Origin of the sequence: Novosphingobium endophyticum (assembly GCF_014640675.1) — a bacterium.
Classification (GTDB): Bacteria; Pseudomonadota; Alphaproteobacteria; order Sphingomonadales; family Sphingomonadaceae; genus Novosphingobium; species Novosphingobium endophyticum.
This window is the reverse complement of record NZ_BMHK01000014.1, coordinates 46,344-64,389: the sequence shown is the minus strand read 5'-3', so window position 1 is coordinate 64,389 and position 18,046 is coordinate 46,344. Positions and strand designations below refer to the sequence as shown.

Genomic DNA, 18,046 nt, shown 5'->3' with positions numbered 1-18,046 from the left:
CCCATGGATATCCGCGTCTCCGGTCACCAGGTCGATACAGGTGAAGCCCTTCAGGCCCATGTGGGTGAGCGCCTTACCAGTATCGTCGATAAGTATTTCAATCGCGCCCTGTCCTCGCAGGTGACATTCGGGAAAGCGCCGGCGGGCGCATTCCGATGCGACATCATCATGCACGTCATGCAGAACCTCGTGCTCAAGGCGACGGGTCTGGCACACGATGCTCACCTGGCGCTCGATCAGGCCGCGGAAAAGATCGACAAGCAGCTGCGCCGGTACAAGCGTCGCATCAAGGATCGCCACGAACAGGTGGCGCATGCCCTGGCCGTGGAAGAAGCCGCCTACACCATCTTCGAGGAACTGCCGGTCGAGCAAACTGAAGAGTTCGATGCCGACGCCCCGGTGGTGATCGCGGAAACCCGCGTGGACGTTCCCGAAGCCACGGTTTCGGACGCGGTCATGATGCTCGACTTGCGCAACACAACGGCGTTGTTTTTCAAAAACGCTGGAACTGGCCGCCATAATATGGTCTACCGCCGCGGCGATGGGTCGATCGGCTGGGTCGAACCCCATTGATGCCGAACGGCGATTTCGCCGGCGCTTGGATTCCTGATCTAAGGGAAAAACGATGGCTCCCGGTTTTACCGGGAGCCGGGTGCAATTTTTAGTTGTCAACCGGTCACCAGAATCAGAAATCGACAAATGAACGGTCTTTTTACTCTGCTGCCTGAGGCGGTCACGACAGCCGCCGTGGGCAGCAAGGATCTCATCATGGGCGAACTCGCCAGCCTTTTCGCGAAAGTCTACGATCTGGATCGCGACGCTGTTCTGGAACGGATGGTCGAGCGCGAGGAGCTTGGCAGTACCGGTTTCGGCCGCCGCATCGCGATCCCGCACGCGCGCATTGAAGGGCTGAAACGCCCCGTTGCCGCGTTCATGCGGCTCGAGGCGCCGGTCGAGTTCGATTCGGCCGACGGCATGCCGGTGGATCTCGTGTTCGGCCTGCTTTCTCCCGAGGGTGCGGGTGCCGCGCACCTTCACGCGCTCGCCGCGATTTCACGGATGATGCGCGACGAGCGTATGCATGAGGAGCTTATTGCCGCGCGGGGACCGGAAGTTCTGTACAGCCTTCTGAGCAATGTCATCGATCGCGATGCCGCCTGACGCTACCCCCGGAGGCGACCTGGACGCCGTCGGGGCCGGCCTGCACTGGCGCGCGCTGGAAGGACTCTACGCCTCCGCGCCGGTCAACCGGATGTTCCGTTCCCGGCTGGAAATCCTCGGCGAGGGCCTGTCGCGCATCACTTTTGACGTCGAGCCCGATTGTTTCCATGCCGCCGGCGCCGCGCACGGGACGATCTATTTCAAGATGCTGGACGATGCGGCGTTCTATGCGGCGAACACGCTGATTACCGATCGCTTCCTGCTGACCACCTCCTTCAATCTGCTCCTCAGCAAGCCGATACGCGGCGGCACGGTGGTCGCCGAAGGGCGCTGGGTCAGTGGTCGCCGGCGGGTCCTGGTGGCCGAGTCACGCCTGGTAGACGAGGAGGGCGACGAAGTCGGCCGCGGCACCGGCACTTTCATGCGCTCGCGCATTCCGCTTTCCAGTCTGCCGGGCTATTCCGGCACGGCGCCCTGACCGATGGAACAGCGTCTCCCCGCGCATCTTGAAGTGGCCGGGCTGATTCGCCGGGTTCAGGCAGAGGGAGGTTTCGCCACCGTTCTCAACAAAGGTGAACGCGACGCCGGGACGATAATGCTCGTGCTCACCGAAAAGGGCGGGAATCCGCGAATTTTCGAGCGGATGCCGCAACTCGACGGCACGCGCTCCTGGTGCCGCTCGAGACAGCAGGAAACTGACGATTCGCGGGCGATCTCGGCATTCATCGAGCGCCGCATCAGCCAGGATCGGGATCTCTGGGTTGTCGAACTGGACGTCGCGGAGGCCGAGCGCTTTATCGGATATTCTGATTAACGCGGTTGACTTGCAAGGAATGCAAGGTATGGGCCCCCCGCAGACGCGGAAGCGGCGGGGGGGCAATAAGGTCTGCCCGGCTAGCACGCAGACGGGGAATCGTCGGCAGGCGTGGACAGAAAGAAAAGGCCCGGTCGGGCCTTCTGTTTGCACCTGTGTCGGATGGGTTCACCGCTTTTGACAAAGTCCGAATGCGAACCAAGGTACAATGGGCGAGCGTGGCAGCGCTGGCCGCAACAGTAACAACCGCATTATTCAGCGCCCAGGGGTCGGGCGCAGCCCCATCGGAAATCGCTCCGATCCTGGCTAAACCGCAGGCCCCGACAACATTCGTCTCCGAGCCGGTTGTCCAGCCCCTCGTCACTGAGGCGGCGGAAGCAGCTGCCGACGAAGGCAGCCCTGGCGAGCCGGCCTCGCTGGCCGAACTGGTCGGCGAGCAGGCGATGCCCGAGACACTCGACGAGCAAATGCGCTGCCTTGCCGGCGCCATCTATTTCGAGGCGCGCGGCGAATCGCTGGAAGGTCAGCTCGCTGTCGGCCGCGTGATCATCAATCGTACCGAATCCGGGCGCTTCCCGTCGACTTACTGCGGCGTCGTCTACCAGCGCTCGCAGTTCTCCTTCATCCGCGGCAACCGCATGCCCAGCATTCGCGAGGGCTCGAAGGACTGGAAACGCGCCGTGGCAATCGCCCGTATCGCGGTTGAGAGCAGCTGGACCAGCCCGGCAAAGGGCGCCTTGTTCTTCCACGCCGCGCGCGTTTCGCCCGGCTGGCGCCTGACGCGCCTCACGCAAGTGGACAACCACATCTTCTATCGGTGATGCCGGCGGGGCTGATCAGTCCCGCAGTTCCACCCAGATCGGGGCATGGTCGCTGGCCCTCTCCCGCCCGCGATGCGCCTTGTCGACGCCGCAGGCGACCAGGCGGTCCGCCAGCTCGGGAGAAAGCAGCGCGTGATCGATGCGAAAGCCTTGATCGCGCTGCCATGCGCCGGCCTGATAGTCCCAGTAGGTCCATACGCCGCCGCGCGGGTTGTGGATGGCGAGCGCGTCGGTCCAGCCATCGCCGAGCAGCCGGACATAGGCGTCGCGCGATTCCGGCTGCATCAGCGCGTCGGCGGCCATCGCGGCGGGTGACCAGACATCGTGGTCGGTCGGGATCACGTTGAAATCGCCGGTGACGATGGCGGGAACTTCCTCGGCCGCGATGGCGGCCATGCGTTCGCGCAGGCGCTTCATCCAGCGCAGCTTGTAATCGAACTTGGGTCCGGGAACGGGATTGCCGTTCGGCAGGTAGATGCACACCACGCGCAGGCCGAAGACATTGGCTTCAAGATAGCGTGAGTGGTCGTCCTCGGGTTCGCCGGTAAGGCCGCGCTGGACTTCGACGGGCGCTTCGCCGTCGGCCAGGATGGCGACGCCGTTGAAGCCCTTCTGGCCATGCCAGATGCCCCGGTAGCCGAGCTTCTCGAACTCACCGATCGGGAAGCTCTCGTCCTGGCACTTGATTTCCTGCAGGCACGCGACGGACGGCCGCGTCTCCTCGAGCCATTCGAGCAGGCGGGGCAGGCGTGCCTTGACGCCGTTGATATTGAAGCTTGTGATTTTCATGGCGCCTTGTCGTCAGCCGGACGCCCGTTCGTCAAGCCGAAAGCCGGTTCAGACGCTGAAGCTTGACCCGCAGCCGCAGCCTGCCGCGGCATTGGGATTCTCGACCCGGAATGCCGCGCCGCCCAGCGATTCGACGTAATCGACGATGCAGCCGCTCACCAGATCCAGGCTTACCGGGTCAACCGCGAGCTTCACCCCGTCAGTTTCCGTCACCGAATCCTCCACCTCAAGGTCGTCGGCAAGGCCGAACCTGTACTGGAAGCCGGAACACCCGCCACCTTCGACCGAAAGGCGAAGGATGGCGGCCTTGCCCTGTTTGGCGGCAATGGCGGCCACGCGCGCGGCGGCCGAAGGGCTGAGTGTCGGGGTTTTCTGCTCCATGCCCGCCGATGTAAGCCTCCCGGTCGGGCGCGGCAAGGGACGACGCTACGCGGGCCGTCATGCCATCTGAATATACTCGCGCATCGCGGCGGCTTCGGATTCGACCTTTTCGATCCGGTACTTCACCAGATCCCCGATCGACACGAGGCCGATCATGCGGCCACCTTGCATGACCGGCAGATGGCGCATGCGGCGGCGCGTCATCAGCGCCAGGGCGGTCATGACCTGCGTTTCGGGCTCGACGGTGACCGCCGGCGCGGTCATCACTTCGCCGATGGGCCGTTGCAGAATATCCGGTCCGATCTCGTGCAGCCGGTAGATCACGTCGCGTTCCGAGAACATCCCGACGAGGGTGTCGCCATCGAACACCGGCAGGGCGCCGATGCGGCGTTCGGCAAGTATTCCGGTGGCTTCGCTTACCGTGTTCGAGATCTGGCAGGTCAGGACAGCCTCGCGACCTTCGATAATCCGCCCGATCGTCATCGTCGTACTCTCCCTGTTCTGGCTGTTGCCTCGCAGAGAATATCACAGAAGCCGGCCGCTAGCCACTTCGGCAGATTCCTCGGGCGACCGGGCGGAAGGCCCTTGCGATCGTATCAGCCAGCGCACACATGGGCTGAGATGATACCGCATTCCCCGCTCGAAGATCCGGCCAATGCCGCGCATGCCTGGGGCAGGTTTCGGCGCATCATGCGCTGGATGATGGCGACAACCGTTGCGCTGGTGGTGGTGGCGATCAGCGTGCTGTACCGTTCGAACGGGATGGTTTCGGTCCACCTCTACATCGCGACCGCGCTGGGCATCGGGTTCACCATGCTGTTGGCATCCGCGCTGATGGGCCTCGTGTTCCTGTCAAGCGGAACGGGACACGACGATTCGATCATCGATCCCCTGGAGGATGAGCTGAACCGCTGACGGCGGCGTTCAGTCGCCCGGCGGACGCAGGCGGAAGTCCTCCACCGGCTTGCCGCCGATCAGGTGTTCCTGGATGATCCGTTCGAGCGCCTCCTCGGTGCAGGAATGATACCAGACCCCGTCCGGCCAGACGACCGCGACCGGGCCGACGGCGCAGATGCGCAGGCAATCGGCCTTGGTCCGGGCAATCCCGCCCCGCGTGTCCGACCTGGGTCCGTCGAGACCGAGCTGCTTGAGCCGCTTCTTTAGGTACTTCCAGGCCGCCTTCCCCTTTTCAGGCGAGCAGCATTCGCTTTTCTGCGGTTCGGCGCAGATGAAGATGTGACGCCGGATGCCGCTGCCCCCCGCCTTCGCCAGCGCCTCGCGCGCCTGCTCGAGCTGCTTTTCGAACGTGCTCATGCGCGCAGCATCCATTGCGGGATGGCCTGCCTGAAGCGATCCGGCAGGGGGCTGGGGCCATCCGGGCCAACGGCGACGATCGTCGTTTGCGCCAGGGCGATTAACCGACCGTCCTGCGTGACGAGGTTGATGATGCGATGGCTGGTCCGGCCGACCTCGCCTACCGCGCTGTGCACGGCGATCGCGGCGGGGTACTGGCCCTCTCCGAGGAAATCGACCTGGAGGTTGGCTACCATCGAGGACTGGTTCACCAGGAGATCGCTGTACCCGATCTTCTGATGGAACCGGACACGACCGTCTTCGACCATGCCGGCCAGCGCCACGTGGTTGATGTGCATATTGACGTCGAGGTCGCTGAAACGCGTTTCGATCGTGCAGGAAAATGGATAGCGCGCGGGGTCGAGCAGCGCTGGATCGGGTTTGGCCATGCTTGGTCAGGTAGGGTGGGACTGGTCAGAGGTCCAGACCACAGGCCCGTCCGGACCGCCGGTACTCAGCCCTTCTTGCCGACGATCCGCGAGATTTCGGCCGCGACCATACGCTCGACAAGTGGCGGCAGGTTCTTTTCGAGCCATTCCGCAAGGGCCGGGCGCAGCAGTTCGCGCGTCAGCGCCTCAAGCGACGTTTCGCCGGACCGGACGATCTGCGGCGGCGCGCCGGGTTCGGACAGCATTGCGAGCGCGGCAAGCGATTCGCGCATGGAATTGCGCGTCTCCGGCTGAACCAGAGTCGGATTCTCATCGTCGTCGTCCGCGTCGGGTTCCAGTTCGGCGGCTTCCGCCAACTCGAGCACGTCGTCCTCTTCGGCCGGCTCGTCTCCGATAACCCCTTCGGTGGCGCGGCGGTTGCGCTCGATTCGGGCACCGGCACGGTTGTCGCGCGCGATCACCTGCTTGATCGACTGGAGAATCTCCTCGACCGACGGTTCACTGCCCTGACGCATGACGCTTGCCCCTTTCGAACGCCCCTGACCTGAGCGCGCACGTTTCGGCTGTCCCGATTCGGCCCGCGCGCTCATTGCTGCGGAATGTCTCCGTCCTGCACCGGCGTGTCAACGGTGCGCGTAGACCTGGCGACCGGAGCCGGATCGTCGTCCCAGTCAAAGATCTTGTCCCTGACGCGCTCGTAGTTGACCTCGGGGTCATAGAGCGTGCCGCCATCCAGATTGAGATCGCGGGCTTCGGCTCGGCCCATCGCCGCCAGCAGGGCGAACCCGGCGACATAGGCGTTGCGGCGCGCTGTCACGAGCTGCACCTGGGCGTTGAGCAGTTCTTGCTCGGCATCGAGAATGTCGAGAATCGTGCGGTTTCCGACGGTGTTCTCGGCGCGCACGCCTTCGAGGCTGAGCCGGGCGGCATCGACCGCGATCTGGTTCGATTCGATCAGATCCTTCGAGGCGAGCCATGAACTGTAGGCCGCGCGCACCTGGGCGATGACGTCGCGCTCGATCGCGATTTCCGTTTCCAGGGCAGCGGAGGCCTGCGCCTGCGCCTGACGGCGCTGGGCGGCGGGCAGACCGCCCTGAAAGATCGGTATCGAGATTGAAGCGCCGGCCTGTGCGGTCTTTTCGGTTTGCGCGATGTCCGCCGAGACGTTGCCGCCGAGCGTACCGAAATAGTCGTTGTAGCCGCCCGAGGCGTAGAGGCTGACCCTGGGCAAGCGTCCGGCTCCCGCGACGTCGATGTCCTTCTCGGCTGCCCTGGTACGCTCGCGGGCGGCGATGAGATCGGGATTGTATTCGAGCGCCTGGACGACAGCCTGCTGCGGGCTCTCCGGCAGGTTAGGCAGCGGCGGGGGCGGCTCGAGCCTCTCGGGCGCCTTGCCGACGAGCTGGATATAGGTCTCGCGCGCGGCGGCGAGATTTGCCTCGGCCGTGAGCAGGTCGCTCTGTGCAAGCGCTAGGCGCGACTGCGACTGGGCGACGTCGGTGCGGGTCAGGTCGCCGATCTCGAAACGGTCGCTGGTGGCCTGGAGGTTGACCTGGAGCACGTCCACCTGATTGCGGCCGAGGCCGACGATAGCCTCGTTGCGGATCACGTCCATGTAGGCGGCGACGACGGCCGAGAAGATTGAGCTTTCGGTTGCCCGCAGGTCCGCCTGCCCCGCCTCGACACGGTACTTCGCCGCCTTGATCCGGTTCTTTACCGCCCCGCCGGAATAGACCGGAACGCTCAGGTCGGTGCCTGCGCTCAGGGCGCGTTCCGGGCTGCTGAAGGAGTTGGCACTGCGCTTCACGAATTCGGTGTAGTTGACGTCGGCGCTGACGCTGGGCAGGCCCGATGCTCTTGCGATGGGCACACTCTCATCGGTGGCGCGCTGCCCCGCGCGCGCCGCTTCAAGCGATGGGTTGGTCTGATAGGCAAGGATCAGCGCTTCACGCAGGGTGTCGGCATGCGCGGCGGGCGCCTGCGCCAGTCCGACGCAGGCCATGCCTGCCAGCAGCCGGGCACGTCCCCCCACGTGTCGCATCCCGCTCAGAAGCTCCAGCGCTTCGGGGCCGCGAATTCGGGAAGAGCGGGAATGCCGAGTTCGGCCAGCGGAAGCAGCGAAATGGTGCCGGCGGCCTTGCGGCCAGCGGCAAGGCGCGGGACACCGCGGACCATAAGGCCGGTGACAAGGCGGCCATCGGTCGCGAGTTGGCCTGCCAGGCTTGCGGGAAGTTCCTCCACCGCGCCGTCGATCACGATCAGCGAGTAGCTGCCTTCGCCGGCCATCGCCGTGGCATCGGCCGGTGCGACCGCGTCGAGCGAACCGACCAGCGGACGCAGCAGCGCGGCGAGATACCCGTCTCCGTCTCCGATCAGGAGCGCCCTGTCCTTCAGGTTCGGTTCGGCTTCGGCCAGCATCTTCGCATGAACCAGCGGCGCGGCCAGAAAGCGGCCCTCGCCCAGCGGGATCGCGCGGTCGATGTAAGCCGCATCGCGCATGCTCCCCGGCACGAAATCCTCGCGCGCCACGCCGCCTATGGCCTTCAGCACCCAGGGTTCGTTGACGCCGCTGGTGCGCAGCTGGCTTTCGATCATGGCGCGCCGCGCCGGGTTCATGGGGCTGGGGGTTGCGGAAGCGGACCGATCCTCGGTCAAGGTCATTGCGAACTGTTCCCTCATGCGTGCGAGGCCGATGACCTGACGATCGATGGCTCGCAAATTCGGCAAATTGTGCGGCGCCTTCTAAGCGAAGGTGCCATTCAGGCCAAGCGCTTTGACAATACGCCGGTCGATTGATCGCGGCGCTTTGACGATCCCTTTGTCCCGTCTTATGGGAGCCAGCGAAATTCAAGGTATCCGCGTAACCGGGAGCGCATTTCCATGGCCGATTTGGTGACAATCCGCGAAGACGACCTGATCGAGAGTGTCGCCGACGCCCTGCAGTACATCAGCTATTATCACCCGATGGACTACATCCGCGCCCTCGGTGAGGCCTATGACGCGGAGCAGGGGCCGGCGGCGAAGGACGCCATCGCGCAGATCCTCACCAACAGCCGCATGTGTGCCGAAGGGCACCGGCCGATCTGCCAGGACACCGGCATCGTCAACGTCTTCGTCGAATGGGGCCAGAATTGCCGGCTGGACTCGGACAAGTCCCTCCAGGAAGTCGTCGATGAAGGCGTGCGCCGGGCCTACAATAACCCGGAAAACAAGCTGCGCGCCTCGGTTCTGACCGACCCCGCGTTCACGCGCCGCAACACCAGGGACAATACCCCGTGCGTGCTGCGCGTGGAGATGGTGCCCGGCTCCAAAGTCTCGGTCGATGTCGCGGCCAAGGGCGGCGGGTCGGAGAACAAGTCCAAGTTCAAGATGATGAACCCCAGCGATTCGATCGTCGACTGGGTGCTCGAGATGCTGCCGCAGATGGGCGCCGGCTGGTGTCCGCCGGGTATGCTCGGGATCGGCATCGGCGGCACGGCCGAGCACTGCGTCTACCTTGCCAAGAAGGCCCTGATGGAGCCGATCGACATGGCGCAGCTCAAGGCGCGCGGGCCGCGCGACGACGTCGAGGCGCTGCGCATCGAGATCTTCGACAAGGTCAATGCGCTCGGCATCGGCGCGCAGGGGCTGGGCGGTCTTTCGACCATCCTCGACGTCAAGATCATGGACTGGCCATGCCACGCCGCGGGTAAGCCGGTGGCGATGATCCCCAACTGCGCCGCTACCCGCCACGCGCATTTCGCGCTCGACGGTTCCGGCCCGAGCTTCCTCGAGAAGCCCAGGCTCGACGAATGGCCTCAAGTACACTGGGCGCCGGACAGTGCGGCCAAACGCGTCAATCTCGACACGCTGACGGCCGAGGAGGTGCGCAGCTGGAAGCAGGGCGACCGTCTTCTGCTCAACGGCAGGATGCTCACCGGCCGCGACGCCGCGCACAAGCGCATCCAGGACATGCTGGCCAAGGGCGAGGAGCTACCCGTCGATTTCCGGGGCCGCGTGATCTATTACGTCGGCCCGGTCGATCCGGTGCGCGACGAGGTGGTCGGCCCGGCCGGTCCCACCACGGCCACGCGCATGGACACGTTCATGGACATGATGCTGGATCAGGGCCTGCTCGCCTGCGTCGGCAAGGCCGAGCGCGGCCCGGCGGCCACCGAATCCATCGCAAAACACAAGTCGGCCTACCTCATGGCGGTGGGCGGTGCCGCCTATCTCGTGGCGCGCGCGATCAAGGAGGCGAAAATCGTCGGCTTCGAGGATCTGGGCATGGAGGCGATCTACGAGTTCACCGTGGAGGACATGCCTGTGACCGTCGCGGTCGACCCGGAAGGGCAGAACGTCCACCAGCTCGCGCCGCTGGTCTGGAAGGAAAAGATCGCCAGGGAATCGCTGCTGGCGGAGTAAGCCGCGCCGCCCTTTCGACGAACGATGCATTCACGCCGACCGAAGAACTGGCGCGGGCGGGAACTTTCGCGCTATTCCGACCGGTTATGAAGGATGTTCCCATCGAACCGAGGGTTCCCGCGCGGCTGGTCCTGCTCTCGCTCGCGGCGCTGTGGGCGTGCTACTTCCTGGTCGCCACCCTGCGCGGCGTGGTCATCGGTTTCGACTTTGCCTGGCCGATAGTCTCGCGCCGGCTCACGATCTGCATTCTCTCGATGCTTGTGATGGCGGCGGTCTGGCCGCTGCTGCAGATGCTGGATCGCAAGTCGGCGGGCGTGCGTCTTGCTGTCGTTCTGATCGGCGCGCTGCCGCTTGCCGTCGTCCTCAGCGTGATCAACGACACGATCTTCGCCGATATCGAGATGGCCAAGATGGCCGAGGATGAGAATTCGGCCACGGTGGAGACGGGCAATGTCCGGATCAGGCGCGACGAGGCAGGCAATATCCTCGTGGACCTGCCCGACCTTTCGCGATCGCCGGCGGAAGGGGAAACCGGCGCGCCTCCCGGCGCCGCCGATGTGGAAGTGCGGCCCGGCACGACCGAGGATGGGCAGTCCGCGATAACCATCCACACCGGCAAGTCGGAAGGCCAGGAGTACAAGCGCTGGGTGGGCATCGCCGACACCGCGTTCGGGCGCTACTTCCTGGTGTTGGCCTGGGTGGCGCTCTACTTCGCCCTCGCCAAGGCGGAGGAGGCGCGGGCGGCCGAGCGACGGGAGGGCGAATATCGCCGGGCGGCCGAGGCGGCGGAGCTGCGTTCGCTGCGCTATCAGGTCAATCCGCATTTCCTGTTCAACACGCTCAATTCGCTGTCGGCGCTGGTGATGACCGGGCGGCAGGATGACGCCGAGGCGATGATTCAGACGCTTTCGAACTTCTACCGCCACACGCTTTCGGGTGACCCGACGAACGATCTGCCGCTCGCCGAGGAAATCGAGTTGCAGAAGCTCTACTTCGCGATCGAGGCCGTGCGCTTTCCCAACCGCTTGCTGACGAAGATCGATATTGACGAGGCCGTGGTCGGTGCGATGGTGCCGGGTATGATCCTCCAGCCGCTTGTCGAGAACTCGGTCAAATACGCGGTCGCCGCCACGCAGCGGCCAGTGACGATCTCGATCGCGGCCCGCCGGGAAGGAGACGAACTGGTGGTTTGCGTCGCCGATGACGGGCCCGGTGTGGGGACGGGAAAGGCGCCAGGCTGCGGCATCGGTCTGGCCAACGTGCGCGATCGCCTGCGCGCGCGCTACGGCGAGGCCGCCAGCCTCGCATACGGTGAGCAGCCCGAAGGGGGCTTCTCCACCATTCTGCGAATGCCGTTGGAGCTGGGACGTGGGTGAGATTGCCGGAGGGGGCGCTGCCCTCAGGACGCTGATCGTCGACGACGAGCCGCTCGCGGTCGAGCGCATGCAGGTCATCTGCGCGCGGATGGATGGCATTATCGTGATCGGCACCGCGAGTGACGGGGAGGCCGGCCTGCGCCTGATCGACGCGCTGAAGCCCGACGTCGTGTTGCTGGACCTGACCATGCCCGAAACCGATGGCCTTGCCGTCGCCCGCAGGTTGGGCGGAAAGCCCGATGCACCGGCCGTGATCTTCGTGACGGCGCACGATGAATTCGCCGTCGAGGCCTTTGACCTCGATGCCGTCGACTATGTGCTGAAGCCCGTCGCGCCGGACCGGCTGCAACGCGCGATCGGCCGCGTCATGGCGCGGCGCGGGGAGCGCACCATGACCGAAAGCAAGTGGCTCGAGGAATTCTGGGTGCCATACCGGTCGGAGCTGGTGCGCATTCCGGCGAGCGATGTCTACCGCATCGATGCCGAGCGCGACTATGTGCGGCTCCATGTGCCGGGACAGAGCTATCTCCTGCTCCAGACCATCACCAGCCTTGAACAGAAGCTCGATCCGGCGCGCTTCATCCGTATCCATCGCAGCACCATCCTTCGCCGCGACCATGTTACCGGCCTGAGGCACGAGGGCCTGGGCGTCTGGTCCGCCGAAACCGGGGATGGGGATGCCTTGCGCATCGGCCGTACCTACCTGCCGGCCGTCAAGAAGATGGCGGGGCGCTGAGAACTGTTTGGAAATGCCCGGATGGGTACTTTCGGTGCGGCGAAACGCGCCTGCGGCGCATTTCCAAACCATCTTCCAAAGCGGGAAAAAGAAAACGGCGGGCCGCGAAGCCCGCCGAGTTTGTTTCGGGTCTTTTCTTTTTTGGGACCTCGTGGTGGGGGTGTCGGCCTCAGCCGCCGAGCTGCGCTTCCTGCGCGGCCTCGATCTTGCTGGCCATCATTGTCTTCGCGCTGTCCAGCGCCTTGTTGTAGCAGGCTCTGGATTCGGCCGTGGGCAGGCGCGAGCCGGTCACCCTGACGTCATAGTGGCAGGCTTCCCGGGCGGCGCGCTCGATCCGCTTATCCAGCGTCTTCTGCCCTTCGACGGTGGCGAGGTTGAGGTCGGAGTAACGGACTTCGACATCCTTCGCGAAGGCGGGGGTTGCGGTCAGGGCCATGCCCAGCAGGGCGGCGGCGATCGGGGTGCTCTTGAACATCGAATCTTCCTCCTCAGGGTGAGCCGGGGCGGGGGATGTTCCGTGCGGCTCGATGAGTGTGTTCTGCACGCGAAGCGGGCACCGTTCACGCGGGCCTCGACCGCGGGGCTTTCCCTTTCGACGAATGCGCGGACAGGCGGACGAACGACGTCCGCGGTCGACGAACGACATGGGCAGAAATCGACCAACAGCGCCGAGAGGATGGCCGCGCGGTAATTCGCATCCCGCGCTGGCCCGCGCGCGGACCGCGATGTAGAATGGCGGGGCAATGTTGGGCATTATCGTCGTCTTCTGCCTTGGTGTAGTGAACTTCGCCGCACACAAGGCCGTGCTCGAAAGCGGGCATCCGATCCTGGCGCAGGTCCCGTGGTTCTTCCGGCCGCTCGGTGGCAGGCTCAGCCTGGTTGTCGAATTCGCCATGCTGCTGGGCGCGTTGGTCATGGCCGCTTCCGGCTCTGCGGGGTGGGCGTGGCTCTATGCGCTCTACACGGGGCTTAACGGGATTTCGGCATGGCTCATTTTCAGCGGTAAGGTCTGATACCAGGCGGGAACCGGGGGAGGCCCGGCCGGTTCTCTGATACATGGCACAGGCAAGGAAAATCTGGCTCGTCAGCAACCCCGATAGCGGCAGCAACGACGATGAAACGCTGGAGCAGCTTGTGCATGCGCTGCGTGGCGCCGGCTACGACGTCGCGGGCATGACGCGTTTCCCGGAAGAGGATGCGCCCGGCATCGACCAACTGGTTTCGGAGCGGATCGACATCCTCGCCGTTTTCGCCGGCGACGGCACGGTCCACAGTACTGTCACCGGCGTCTACGGCTGGGACGGCGGTGTGCTGGTCCTGCCCGGCGGGACGATGAATATCCTATCGAAGCGACTCCACGGAGACGTCCCGGCTTTGGAGATCGCCGAGAGGCTCGCGAATGCGGAGCCACGCCGGGTGCGGCCCGGGGTCGTCGGGTCGCGCCACGGAGAGGGACTGACCGGGGTGCTGGCCGGTCCCGGCACGATCTGGAACGAAGTGCGCGAAGCCCTGCGGACCTCGAACGTGCTCGAAATGATGACCGCGACCAAGGACGCGATCGCCTGGTCCGCGACCGGGCCCAAGGTCATTTGCCCCGAGGTCGACTGCGCGCGCGAGGAGGGCTATGCCGCGATCACGGTGACCCCGCATGAAACCGGCCTCGAACTGAAAGGCTACTATGCCGAGACACTTGCCGACTACGCCGGGCAGGGAATTGCGCTGCTCAACCGCAATTACCGTACCGGGCCGCACGACGAACTCGGCTGTTTCCCTGAGGTCCGGCTGGTGTGTCCGGAAGGTGAACCCATGGGCCTTCTGATCGACGGCGAACCCTTCGACGGGGCTTCAGAGGAACTCTTCCGCCTAGCGACGTGCGAAGTGGACCTGTTGGAGACGATCAATGCACGGTAAGGTTTCCGACATGTTTTCGGGACCGATCAAGCTGTTCCATCTCAGCGACATTCACTTCGGGCTGGAGGATCGCCGCGCGCTGTCTTGGGTCGAAGCCTGCATAACGCGCGAAAAGCCGCATGCGGTTGCCATAACCGGAGACCTGACAATGCGCGCGCGGCACCGCGAGTTCGATGCCGCCAATGCCTGGATCTCCGCGCTCGATGTTCCGGTTACGGTCGAAGTGGGCAATCACGATCTGCCCTATTTCAATCTCATCGAACGCTTCGTGACCCCCTACAAACGCTTCGCGAGGATCAAGCGCTTGGTCGAAGCGCAACTCGATCTGCCCGGGCTTGCCATCGTCCCGCTCAAGACGACGACGCGCGGGCAATGGCAGCGCTTTCCCTGGTCGAACGGCTGGGTGACGGAGCGGGCGCTGGACGAGACGCTCGATGCCATTGATTCGCATCCGCCGGGCACGCGCATCCTCATCGCCGCGCATCATCCGCTGACCGAACGCCGCGAGCGCGATGGCAAGCTGCTGACGATAAACGGCACGCGGACGATGGAGGTTCTGGCCGGTCGGGGGGTTGCCGCGGTTCTTTCGGGGCACATCCACGATCCCTTCGATCTGACGGTGGATACCGCCGCAGGACCGCTGCGCATGATCGGAGCCGGCACATTGTCCCGGCGCATCCGCTCCACCCCGCCGAGCTTCAACGAGATCGTGATCGATGGCGCGCGGATTCACGTCACGGCACGCAATCTCGAGCATGTCGCGACGCCCGACATGCAGATCCGGCAGGTCCCCGAAAACGCGCTGCCGCCGCGCGAGAGCGGCGAGCCCGTGGCGCCCGTCGGAGCCGTGCCGCCGGTCGATCCGCCGGTCCACTAGCAGAAGGCCCTGGGCCGGCACGAGCACGGTCATTCGCTGCCGGGCCGCGTGAGGGCGCAACTTAAGCAAAGGTTTACCACGTTGTGCCAGAATGGAGGCCAGCTCGATTTCTCAGGGACTCCACATGGACACTATGCGCGGCCCATTTTCCGGAGAGGACAGGTCCGACGATGACCTTTCCCGCATGGACGACGCCAGCAGCAGCAGGCAGCCGCCCGAGGCCGTGGCCGGCAAGGACGAGCGCCGCATGCAGGTGCGCGCCTACAATTTCTGGGCCAGTCTGCTCGGCAACCGCAGTTTTCCGGTCGTCGCCGATCTCCACCCGGAGGAACTCGGGGATTTCGGCCCCCATAGCGTATTGCTGGATTTCACGGGTGGCGTCGACGACCCCCGGATTGCCTACCTTGGAGCCGAGCTTTCCGCGGAATGCGACGTTACCGGCGCGATTCGGTCGCTCAGCGAGGTTCCCAGCCGGTCGCTGCTCACCCGCATCACCGACCATTACATGCAGATCATCGCCAACCAGGCGCCGATCGGGTTCGAGGCGGAATTCGTCAACCAGCGCGGGGTGACGATTCTCTATCGCGGCATCCTGCTGCCCTTCTCCCGCGATGACGCGGCCATCGACCATATCTACGGTGTCATCAACTGGAAGGAGCTCGCCGACCAGTCGAGTACCGATTCGCTGATGAGACAGATCGACGAAGCGGTCGAGGCGCGCCCGGCCATGCTGCGTGCCTCGATGCCTTTGACGGACTGGGCGGACGGCCCCGTCGTGCGGGGAATGGTGGAGCCGTTGGAAGGGCCGGAGGAGATGGACCTGCCTCTCGACGGCTATGAAATCGTCGAGGAACATTCCGACGATGCGCCGCTGCCTTCGTCCGCTGGGCTCATGGGCCTGGGCGACTGGCTGGCTTCGGCGCGCGAGCTGGCGCTTGCCGCGCGCAGCAGCGAGGAACGCTCGCGCCAGGCCCTCTATTCCGCGATCGGCCGCGCGTACGACTTCGCGCTGGCCGCCGCCGAAGCGCCGGACGAATTCGCCGAACTGGTCGCGGACGCCGGGCTCAAGGTTCAGGATCGCGCCCCGCTGATTCCGTTGGTCAAGCTGGTCTTCGGTGCCGACTACGACAAGACCCGGCTCACCGAATTCGCCACCGTAATTGCTCACGGGCAGCGGCAGGGGCTGGAATGCGGCGCGCTGGCGGCCTTTCTCGCCGAAGCGCCGGGCGGGCTCAAGGGGCTGGTCAGGGAAGAGCGCCGTCTTCGCCGGGCGGAAAGCGGGAGGGACGCAAAGCTTCTCTCGCGGCATGAACGCCTGGTGTCGGGTCTGCGCGACCTCTCGCCCAAGCCGATTGAGGATGTCGCCAGAGACAGCGAGTTCACCGTCCTCGTCGCGCGCCGGCTGGAGTCGGGCGAAGTCGTGCTGCTGGGCGAAGTGGCCGACGATCAGGCGCTGCTTGATCGCGCCGCGCGTCATCTGCTGGACTGACGCCGCGCGGCACGGACATTTCGTCGTCTCTCTTGGAAACATCGCGCTGCATCGCTAGACTCGCGGAAGTGCGCTGAACCGCCCTTCCCCGGGCGCTTAAGCGCCTGTTCAGGCCGAAAGGCTCCAAGAGAGACGATGCCCTTCGTGCGAATTGCCGCTCCCTTTGCAAAATTCCTGGCTTTTCTTGCCCTGCTCGGGTGGATGGCGGCGCCCGCGGTGGCCCAGTCGATCCTGCGCGATGCCGAAACCGAGGCGCTGTTCAGGGACATGGCCACGCCGCTGGTAAGGGCTTCCGGCCTCGATCCGGCGAACGTCGACATCGTGCTGATCAACGACCCTTCCGTGAATGCCTTCGTTGCCGGAGGCCAGGCGGTCTATCTCAACAGCGGCCTGATCAACGAGGCCGAGACCGCCGGCGAAGTCCAGGGCGTGATCGCGCACGAGCTCGGCCACGTTACGGGCGGCCACGCCGTCCTCAATCTCGGCAGCCGGAGCGCCACCAACATCTCGCTGCTTTCGCTGCTGCTCGGCGCTGCCGCGGCGGCGGCCGGCGGCGGCGAAGCGGCGATGGGCGTGATCATGGCCGGCCAGCAGGCCGCCATGGGCAAGTACCTCGCCTACAACCGTTCGCAGGAGGCCTCGGCCGACGCCGCCGGCGCCAAGTACCTCTCGGAAGCGGGCATCAGCGGGCGCGGCTCGATCGAATTCTTCAAGAAGCTGCAGAACATGGAGTTCCGCTACGGCTACCGGCCGCGTGACGGGGACGAGTTCTATACCACCCACCCCCTTACCGGCGACCGCATCCAGACGCTGCAGGACACTTACGAGCACGATCATGCCTGGGAAAGGCCGGACGATCCCGAGCTGCAGCATCGCTTCCTGCGCATGAAGGCCAAGCTCTTCGGCTATCTCGCCGAGCCGCGCGACGTGCTGCGCAAGTATCCGCTTACCGACAATTCGATTCCGGCGCGCTATGCCCGGGCCTATGCCTATCACAGGGAAGCCAGGTTCGATCTGGCCCGGGCAGAGACCGACGCGCTGATCGCCGCCGACCCCGAGGATCCCTATTTCCTTGAGCTTGAAGGGCAGATCCTGCTCGAATCGGGCCGGCCGCAAGAAGCGTTGCCGGCGCTTCGCAAGGCCACCGAACTGACGGGCAACCAGCCGCTGATCGCCACGCTTTTCGGCCACGCGCTGATCGCCACCGAGGATCCCGCCAATTTCAAGGAGGCCGAGCGCGTCCTGCGCAACGCGGTGGCGCGCGATCGCGAGAACCCGTTCACCTGGTACCAGCTTGGCGTGATCTACGCGGCAGGCGGGGACATGCCGCGCGCCCGGCTCGCCAGCGCAGAACAGCAGGTCTTGTCGGGTGACATGAGCGCGGCGCTGGCGAGCGCGCAGGCGGCGGTGGCGGGCCTGCCGACCGGCTCGCCCGACTGGCTGCGCGCGCAGGACATCGAGATGCAGGCCCGCGCCGAGCTGGAACGCCAGAAGAAGCGTCGCTAGGAACGCAACGACAGGCCGGGGATGGACCGCGGTACGTAG

The 18,046-nt window shown here is 65.2% G+C and carries 23 protein-coding genes; 14 read left to right on the top strand and 9 right to left on the bottom strand.

The features are described from left to right. Nucleotides 1-3: 3 nt before the first annotated feature. From hpf to IEX32_RS11730, 5 genes are all read left to right on the top strand, one after another. Nucleotides 4-573 carry a ribosome hibernation-promoting factor, HPF/YfiA family gene (gene hpf, locus IEX32_RS11750; RefSeq protein WP_188771717.1) on the top strand — a complete coding sequence of 190 codons (570 nt, stop codon included), beginning with the start codon at nucleotides 4-6 and terminating at the stop codon, nucleotides 571-573. 126 nt (nucleotides 574-699) lie between these two features. After that, complete coding sequence (locus tag IEX32_RS11745; RefSeq protein WP_188771715.1) at nucleotides 700-1,161, top strand: PTS sugar transporter subunit IIA; 462 nt, start codon at nucleotides 700-702, stop codon at nucleotides 1,159-1,161. Further along, complete coding sequence (locus tag IEX32_RS11740) at nucleotides 1,151-1,639, top strand: PaaI family thioesterase (RefSeq protein WP_188771770.1); 489 nt, start codon at nucleotides 1,151-1,153, stop codon at nucleotides 1,637-1,639. The genes IEX32_RS11745 and IEX32_RS11740 overlap by 11 nt, the downstream gene beginning before the upstream one ends. 3 nt (nucleotides 1,640-1,642) lie before the next feature. After that, on the top strand, nucleotides 1,643-1,975 hold the full coding sequence (locus IEX32_RS11735; RefSeq protein ID WP_188771714.1) for a DUF1491 family protein: 333 nt from the start codon (nucleotides 1,643-1,645) through the stop codon (nucleotides 1,973-1,975). A 191-nt stretch (nucleotides 1,976-2,166) separates the two neighbouring features. Further along, complete coding sequence (locus IEX32_RS11730) at nucleotides 2,167-2,796, top strand: cell wall hydrolase (protein WP_188771713.1); 630 nt, start codon at nucleotides 2,167-2,169, stop codon at nucleotides 2,794-2,796. A gap of 15 nt (nucleotides 2,797-2,811) precedes the next feature. On the opposite strand, the gene xth is transcribed toward IEX32_RS11730, so the two are convergent. Genes xth through IEX32_RS11715 form a run of 3 tightly spaced genes read right to left on the bottom strand, consistent with a single transcriptional unit; the run spans nucleotide 2,812 to nucleotide 4,449 of the window. After that, the gene (gene xth, locus IEX32_RS11725; RefSeq protein WP_188771712.1) at nucleotides 2,812-3,585 is read right to left on the bottom strand and encodes an exodeoxyribonuclease III; all 774 of its coding nucleotides are present in this window, start codon (nucleotides 3,583-3,585) and stop codon (nucleotides 2,812-2,814) included. 48 nt (nucleotides 3,586-3,633) lie between these two features. Next, on the bottom strand, nucleotides 3,634-3,966 hold the full coding sequence (locus IEX32_RS11720) for a HesB/IscA family protein (RefSeq protein WP_188771711.1): 333 nt from the start codon (nucleotides 3,964-3,966) through the stop codon (nucleotides 3,634-3,636). A gap of 57 nt (nucleotides 3,967-4,023) precedes the next feature. After that, the gene (locus IEX32_RS11715) at nucleotides 4,024-4,449 is read right to left on the bottom strand and encodes a CBS domain-containing protein (protein WP_188771709.1); all 426 of its coding nucleotides are present in this window, start codon (nucleotides 4,447-4,449) and stop codon (nucleotides 4,024-4,026) included. Between the two features lie 138 nt (nucleotides 4,450-4,587). Between IEX32_RS11715 and IEX32_RS11710 the strand changes: the two genes are divergently transcribed. Next, nucleotides 4,588-4,881: a hypothetical protein gene (locus IEX32_RS11710; RefSeq protein ID WP_188771708.1), complete on the top strand. Its 294-nt coding sequence runs from the start codon at nucleotides 4,588-4,590 to the stop codon at nucleotides 4,879-4,881. Nucleotides 4,882-4,890: 9 nt separating this feature from the next. Here IEX32_RS11710 and IEX32_RS11705 read toward each other — a convergent pair whose 3' ends face one another. The 5 genes from IEX32_RS11705 to IEX32_RS11685 all read right to left on the bottom strand — a co-directional run bounded on the left by IEX32_RS11705 (nucleotide 4,891) and on the right by IEX32_RS11685 (nucleotide 8,369). After that, a complete protein-coding gene (locus tag IEX32_RS11705) occupies nucleotides 4,891-5,280 on the bottom strand; it encodes a (2Fe-2S) ferredoxin domain-containing protein (protein ID WP_188771706.1) in 390 nt (129 codons plus the stop codon). Further along, on the bottom strand, nucleotides 5,277-5,708 hold the full coding sequence (locus IEX32_RS11700) for an acyl-CoA thioesterase (protein WP_188771704.1): 432 nt from the start codon (nucleotides 5,706-5,708) through the stop codon (nucleotides 5,277-5,279). The genes IEX32_RS11705 and IEX32_RS11700 overlap by 4 nt, the downstream gene beginning before the upstream one ends. Before the next feature lie 65 nt (nucleotides 5,709-5,773). Next, on the bottom strand, nucleotides 5,774-6,223 hold the full coding sequence (locus IEX32_RS11695; protein ID WP_188771702.1) for a DUF2497 domain-containing protein: 450 nt from the start codon (nucleotides 6,221-6,223) through the stop codon (nucleotides 5,774-5,776). A 71-nt stretch (nucleotides 6,224-6,294) separates the two neighbouring features. Further along, nucleotides 6,295-7,749: a TolC family outer membrane protein gene (locus tag IEX32_RS11690; RefSeq protein ID WP_373285442.1), complete on the bottom strand. Its 1,455-nt coding sequence runs from the start codon at nucleotides 7,747-7,749 to the stop codon at nucleotides 6,295-6,297. A gap of 5 nt (nucleotides 7,750-7,754) precedes the next feature. Continuing rightward, entirely contained in the window at nucleotides 7,755-8,369 is a 615-nt protein-coding gene (locus IEX32_RS11685; RefSeq protein ID WP_188771700.1) for a protein-L-isoaspartate O-methyltransferase family protein, read from the bottom strand. A 219-nt stretch (nucleotides 8,370-8,588) separates the two neighbouring features. Between IEX32_RS11685 and IEX32_RS11680 the strand changes: the two genes are divergently transcribed. The 3 genes from IEX32_RS11680 to IEX32_RS11675 all read left to right on the top strand — a co-directional run bounded on the left by IEX32_RS11680 (nucleotide 8,589) and on the right by IEX32_RS11675 (nucleotide 12,224). Then, a complete protein-coding gene (locus IEX32_RS11680; protein WP_188771698.1) occupies nucleotides 8,589-10,112 on the top strand; it encodes a fumarate hydratase in 1,524 nt (507 codons plus the stop codon). 86 nt (nucleotides 10,113-10,198) lie between these two features. After that, nucleotides 10,199-11,488 (top strand): sensor histidine kinase, encoded by a 1,290-nt coding sequence (locus tag IEX32_RS20695; protein WP_229736335.1) that lies wholly within the window; start codon nucleotides 10,199-10,201, stop codon nucleotides 11,486-11,488. Continuing rightward, the gene (locus IEX32_RS11675) at nucleotides 11,481-12,224 is read left to right on the top strand and encodes a LytR/AlgR family response regulator transcription factor (protein WP_268236740.1); all 744 of its coding nucleotides are present in this window, start codon (nucleotides 11,481-11,483) and stop codon (nucleotides 12,222-12,224) included. The genes IEX32_RS20695 and IEX32_RS11675 overlap by 8 nt, the downstream gene beginning before the upstream one ends. Before the next feature lie 169 nt (nucleotides 12,225-12,393). Here the strand turns inward: IEX32_RS11675 and IEX32_RS11670 are convergent, their stop codons facing one another. Then, complete coding sequence (locus tag IEX32_RS11670) at nucleotides 12,394-12,699, bottom strand: UrcA family protein (protein ID WP_188771694.1); 306 nt, start codon at nucleotides 12,697-12,699, stop codon at nucleotides 12,394-12,396. Nucleotides 12,700-12,967: 268 nt separating this feature from the next. On the opposite strand from IEX32_RS11670, the gene IEX32_RS11665 reads away from it, so the two are divergent. The 5 genes from IEX32_RS11665 (at nucleotide 12,968) to IEX32_RS11645 (ending at nucleotide 18,007) form a co-directional block, all read left to right on the top strand. Further along, nucleotides 12,968-13,237, top strand: coding sequence for a hypothetical protein (locus IEX32_RS11665; protein WP_188771692.1), 270 nt, complete (start codon nucleotides 12,968-12,970; stop codon nucleotides 13,235-13,237). A gap of 43 nt (nucleotides 13,238-13,280) precedes the next feature. Further along, nucleotides 13,281-14,135 (top strand): diacylglycerol/lipid kinase family protein, encoded by an 855-nt coding sequence (locus IEX32_RS11660; protein WP_188771690.1) that lies wholly within the window; start codon nucleotides 13,281-13,283, stop codon nucleotides 14,133-14,135. Then, a complete protein-coding gene (locus IEX32_RS11655; protein ID WP_229736334.1) occupies nucleotides 14,125-15,012 on the top strand; it encodes a metallophosphoesterase family protein in 888 nt (295 codons plus the stop codon). The genes IEX32_RS11660 and IEX32_RS11655 overlap by 11 nt, the downstream gene beginning before the upstream one ends. 124 nt (nucleotides 15,013-15,136) lie before the next feature. After that, nucleotides 15,137-16,501: a PAS domain-containing protein gene (locus tag IEX32_RS11650; RefSeq protein ID WP_188771688.1), complete on the top strand. Its 1,365-nt coding sequence runs from the start codon at nucleotides 15,137-15,139 to the stop codon at nucleotides 16,499-16,501. A 135-nt stretch (nucleotides 16,502-16,636) separates the two neighbouring features. After that, complete coding sequence (locus IEX32_RS11645) at nucleotides 16,637-18,007, top strand: M48 family metalloprotease (RefSeq protein WP_188771686.1); 1,371 nt, start codon at nucleotides 16,637-16,639, stop codon at nucleotides 18,005-18,007. The last annotated feature ends 39 nt before the right edge of the window (nucleotides 18,008-18,046 follow it).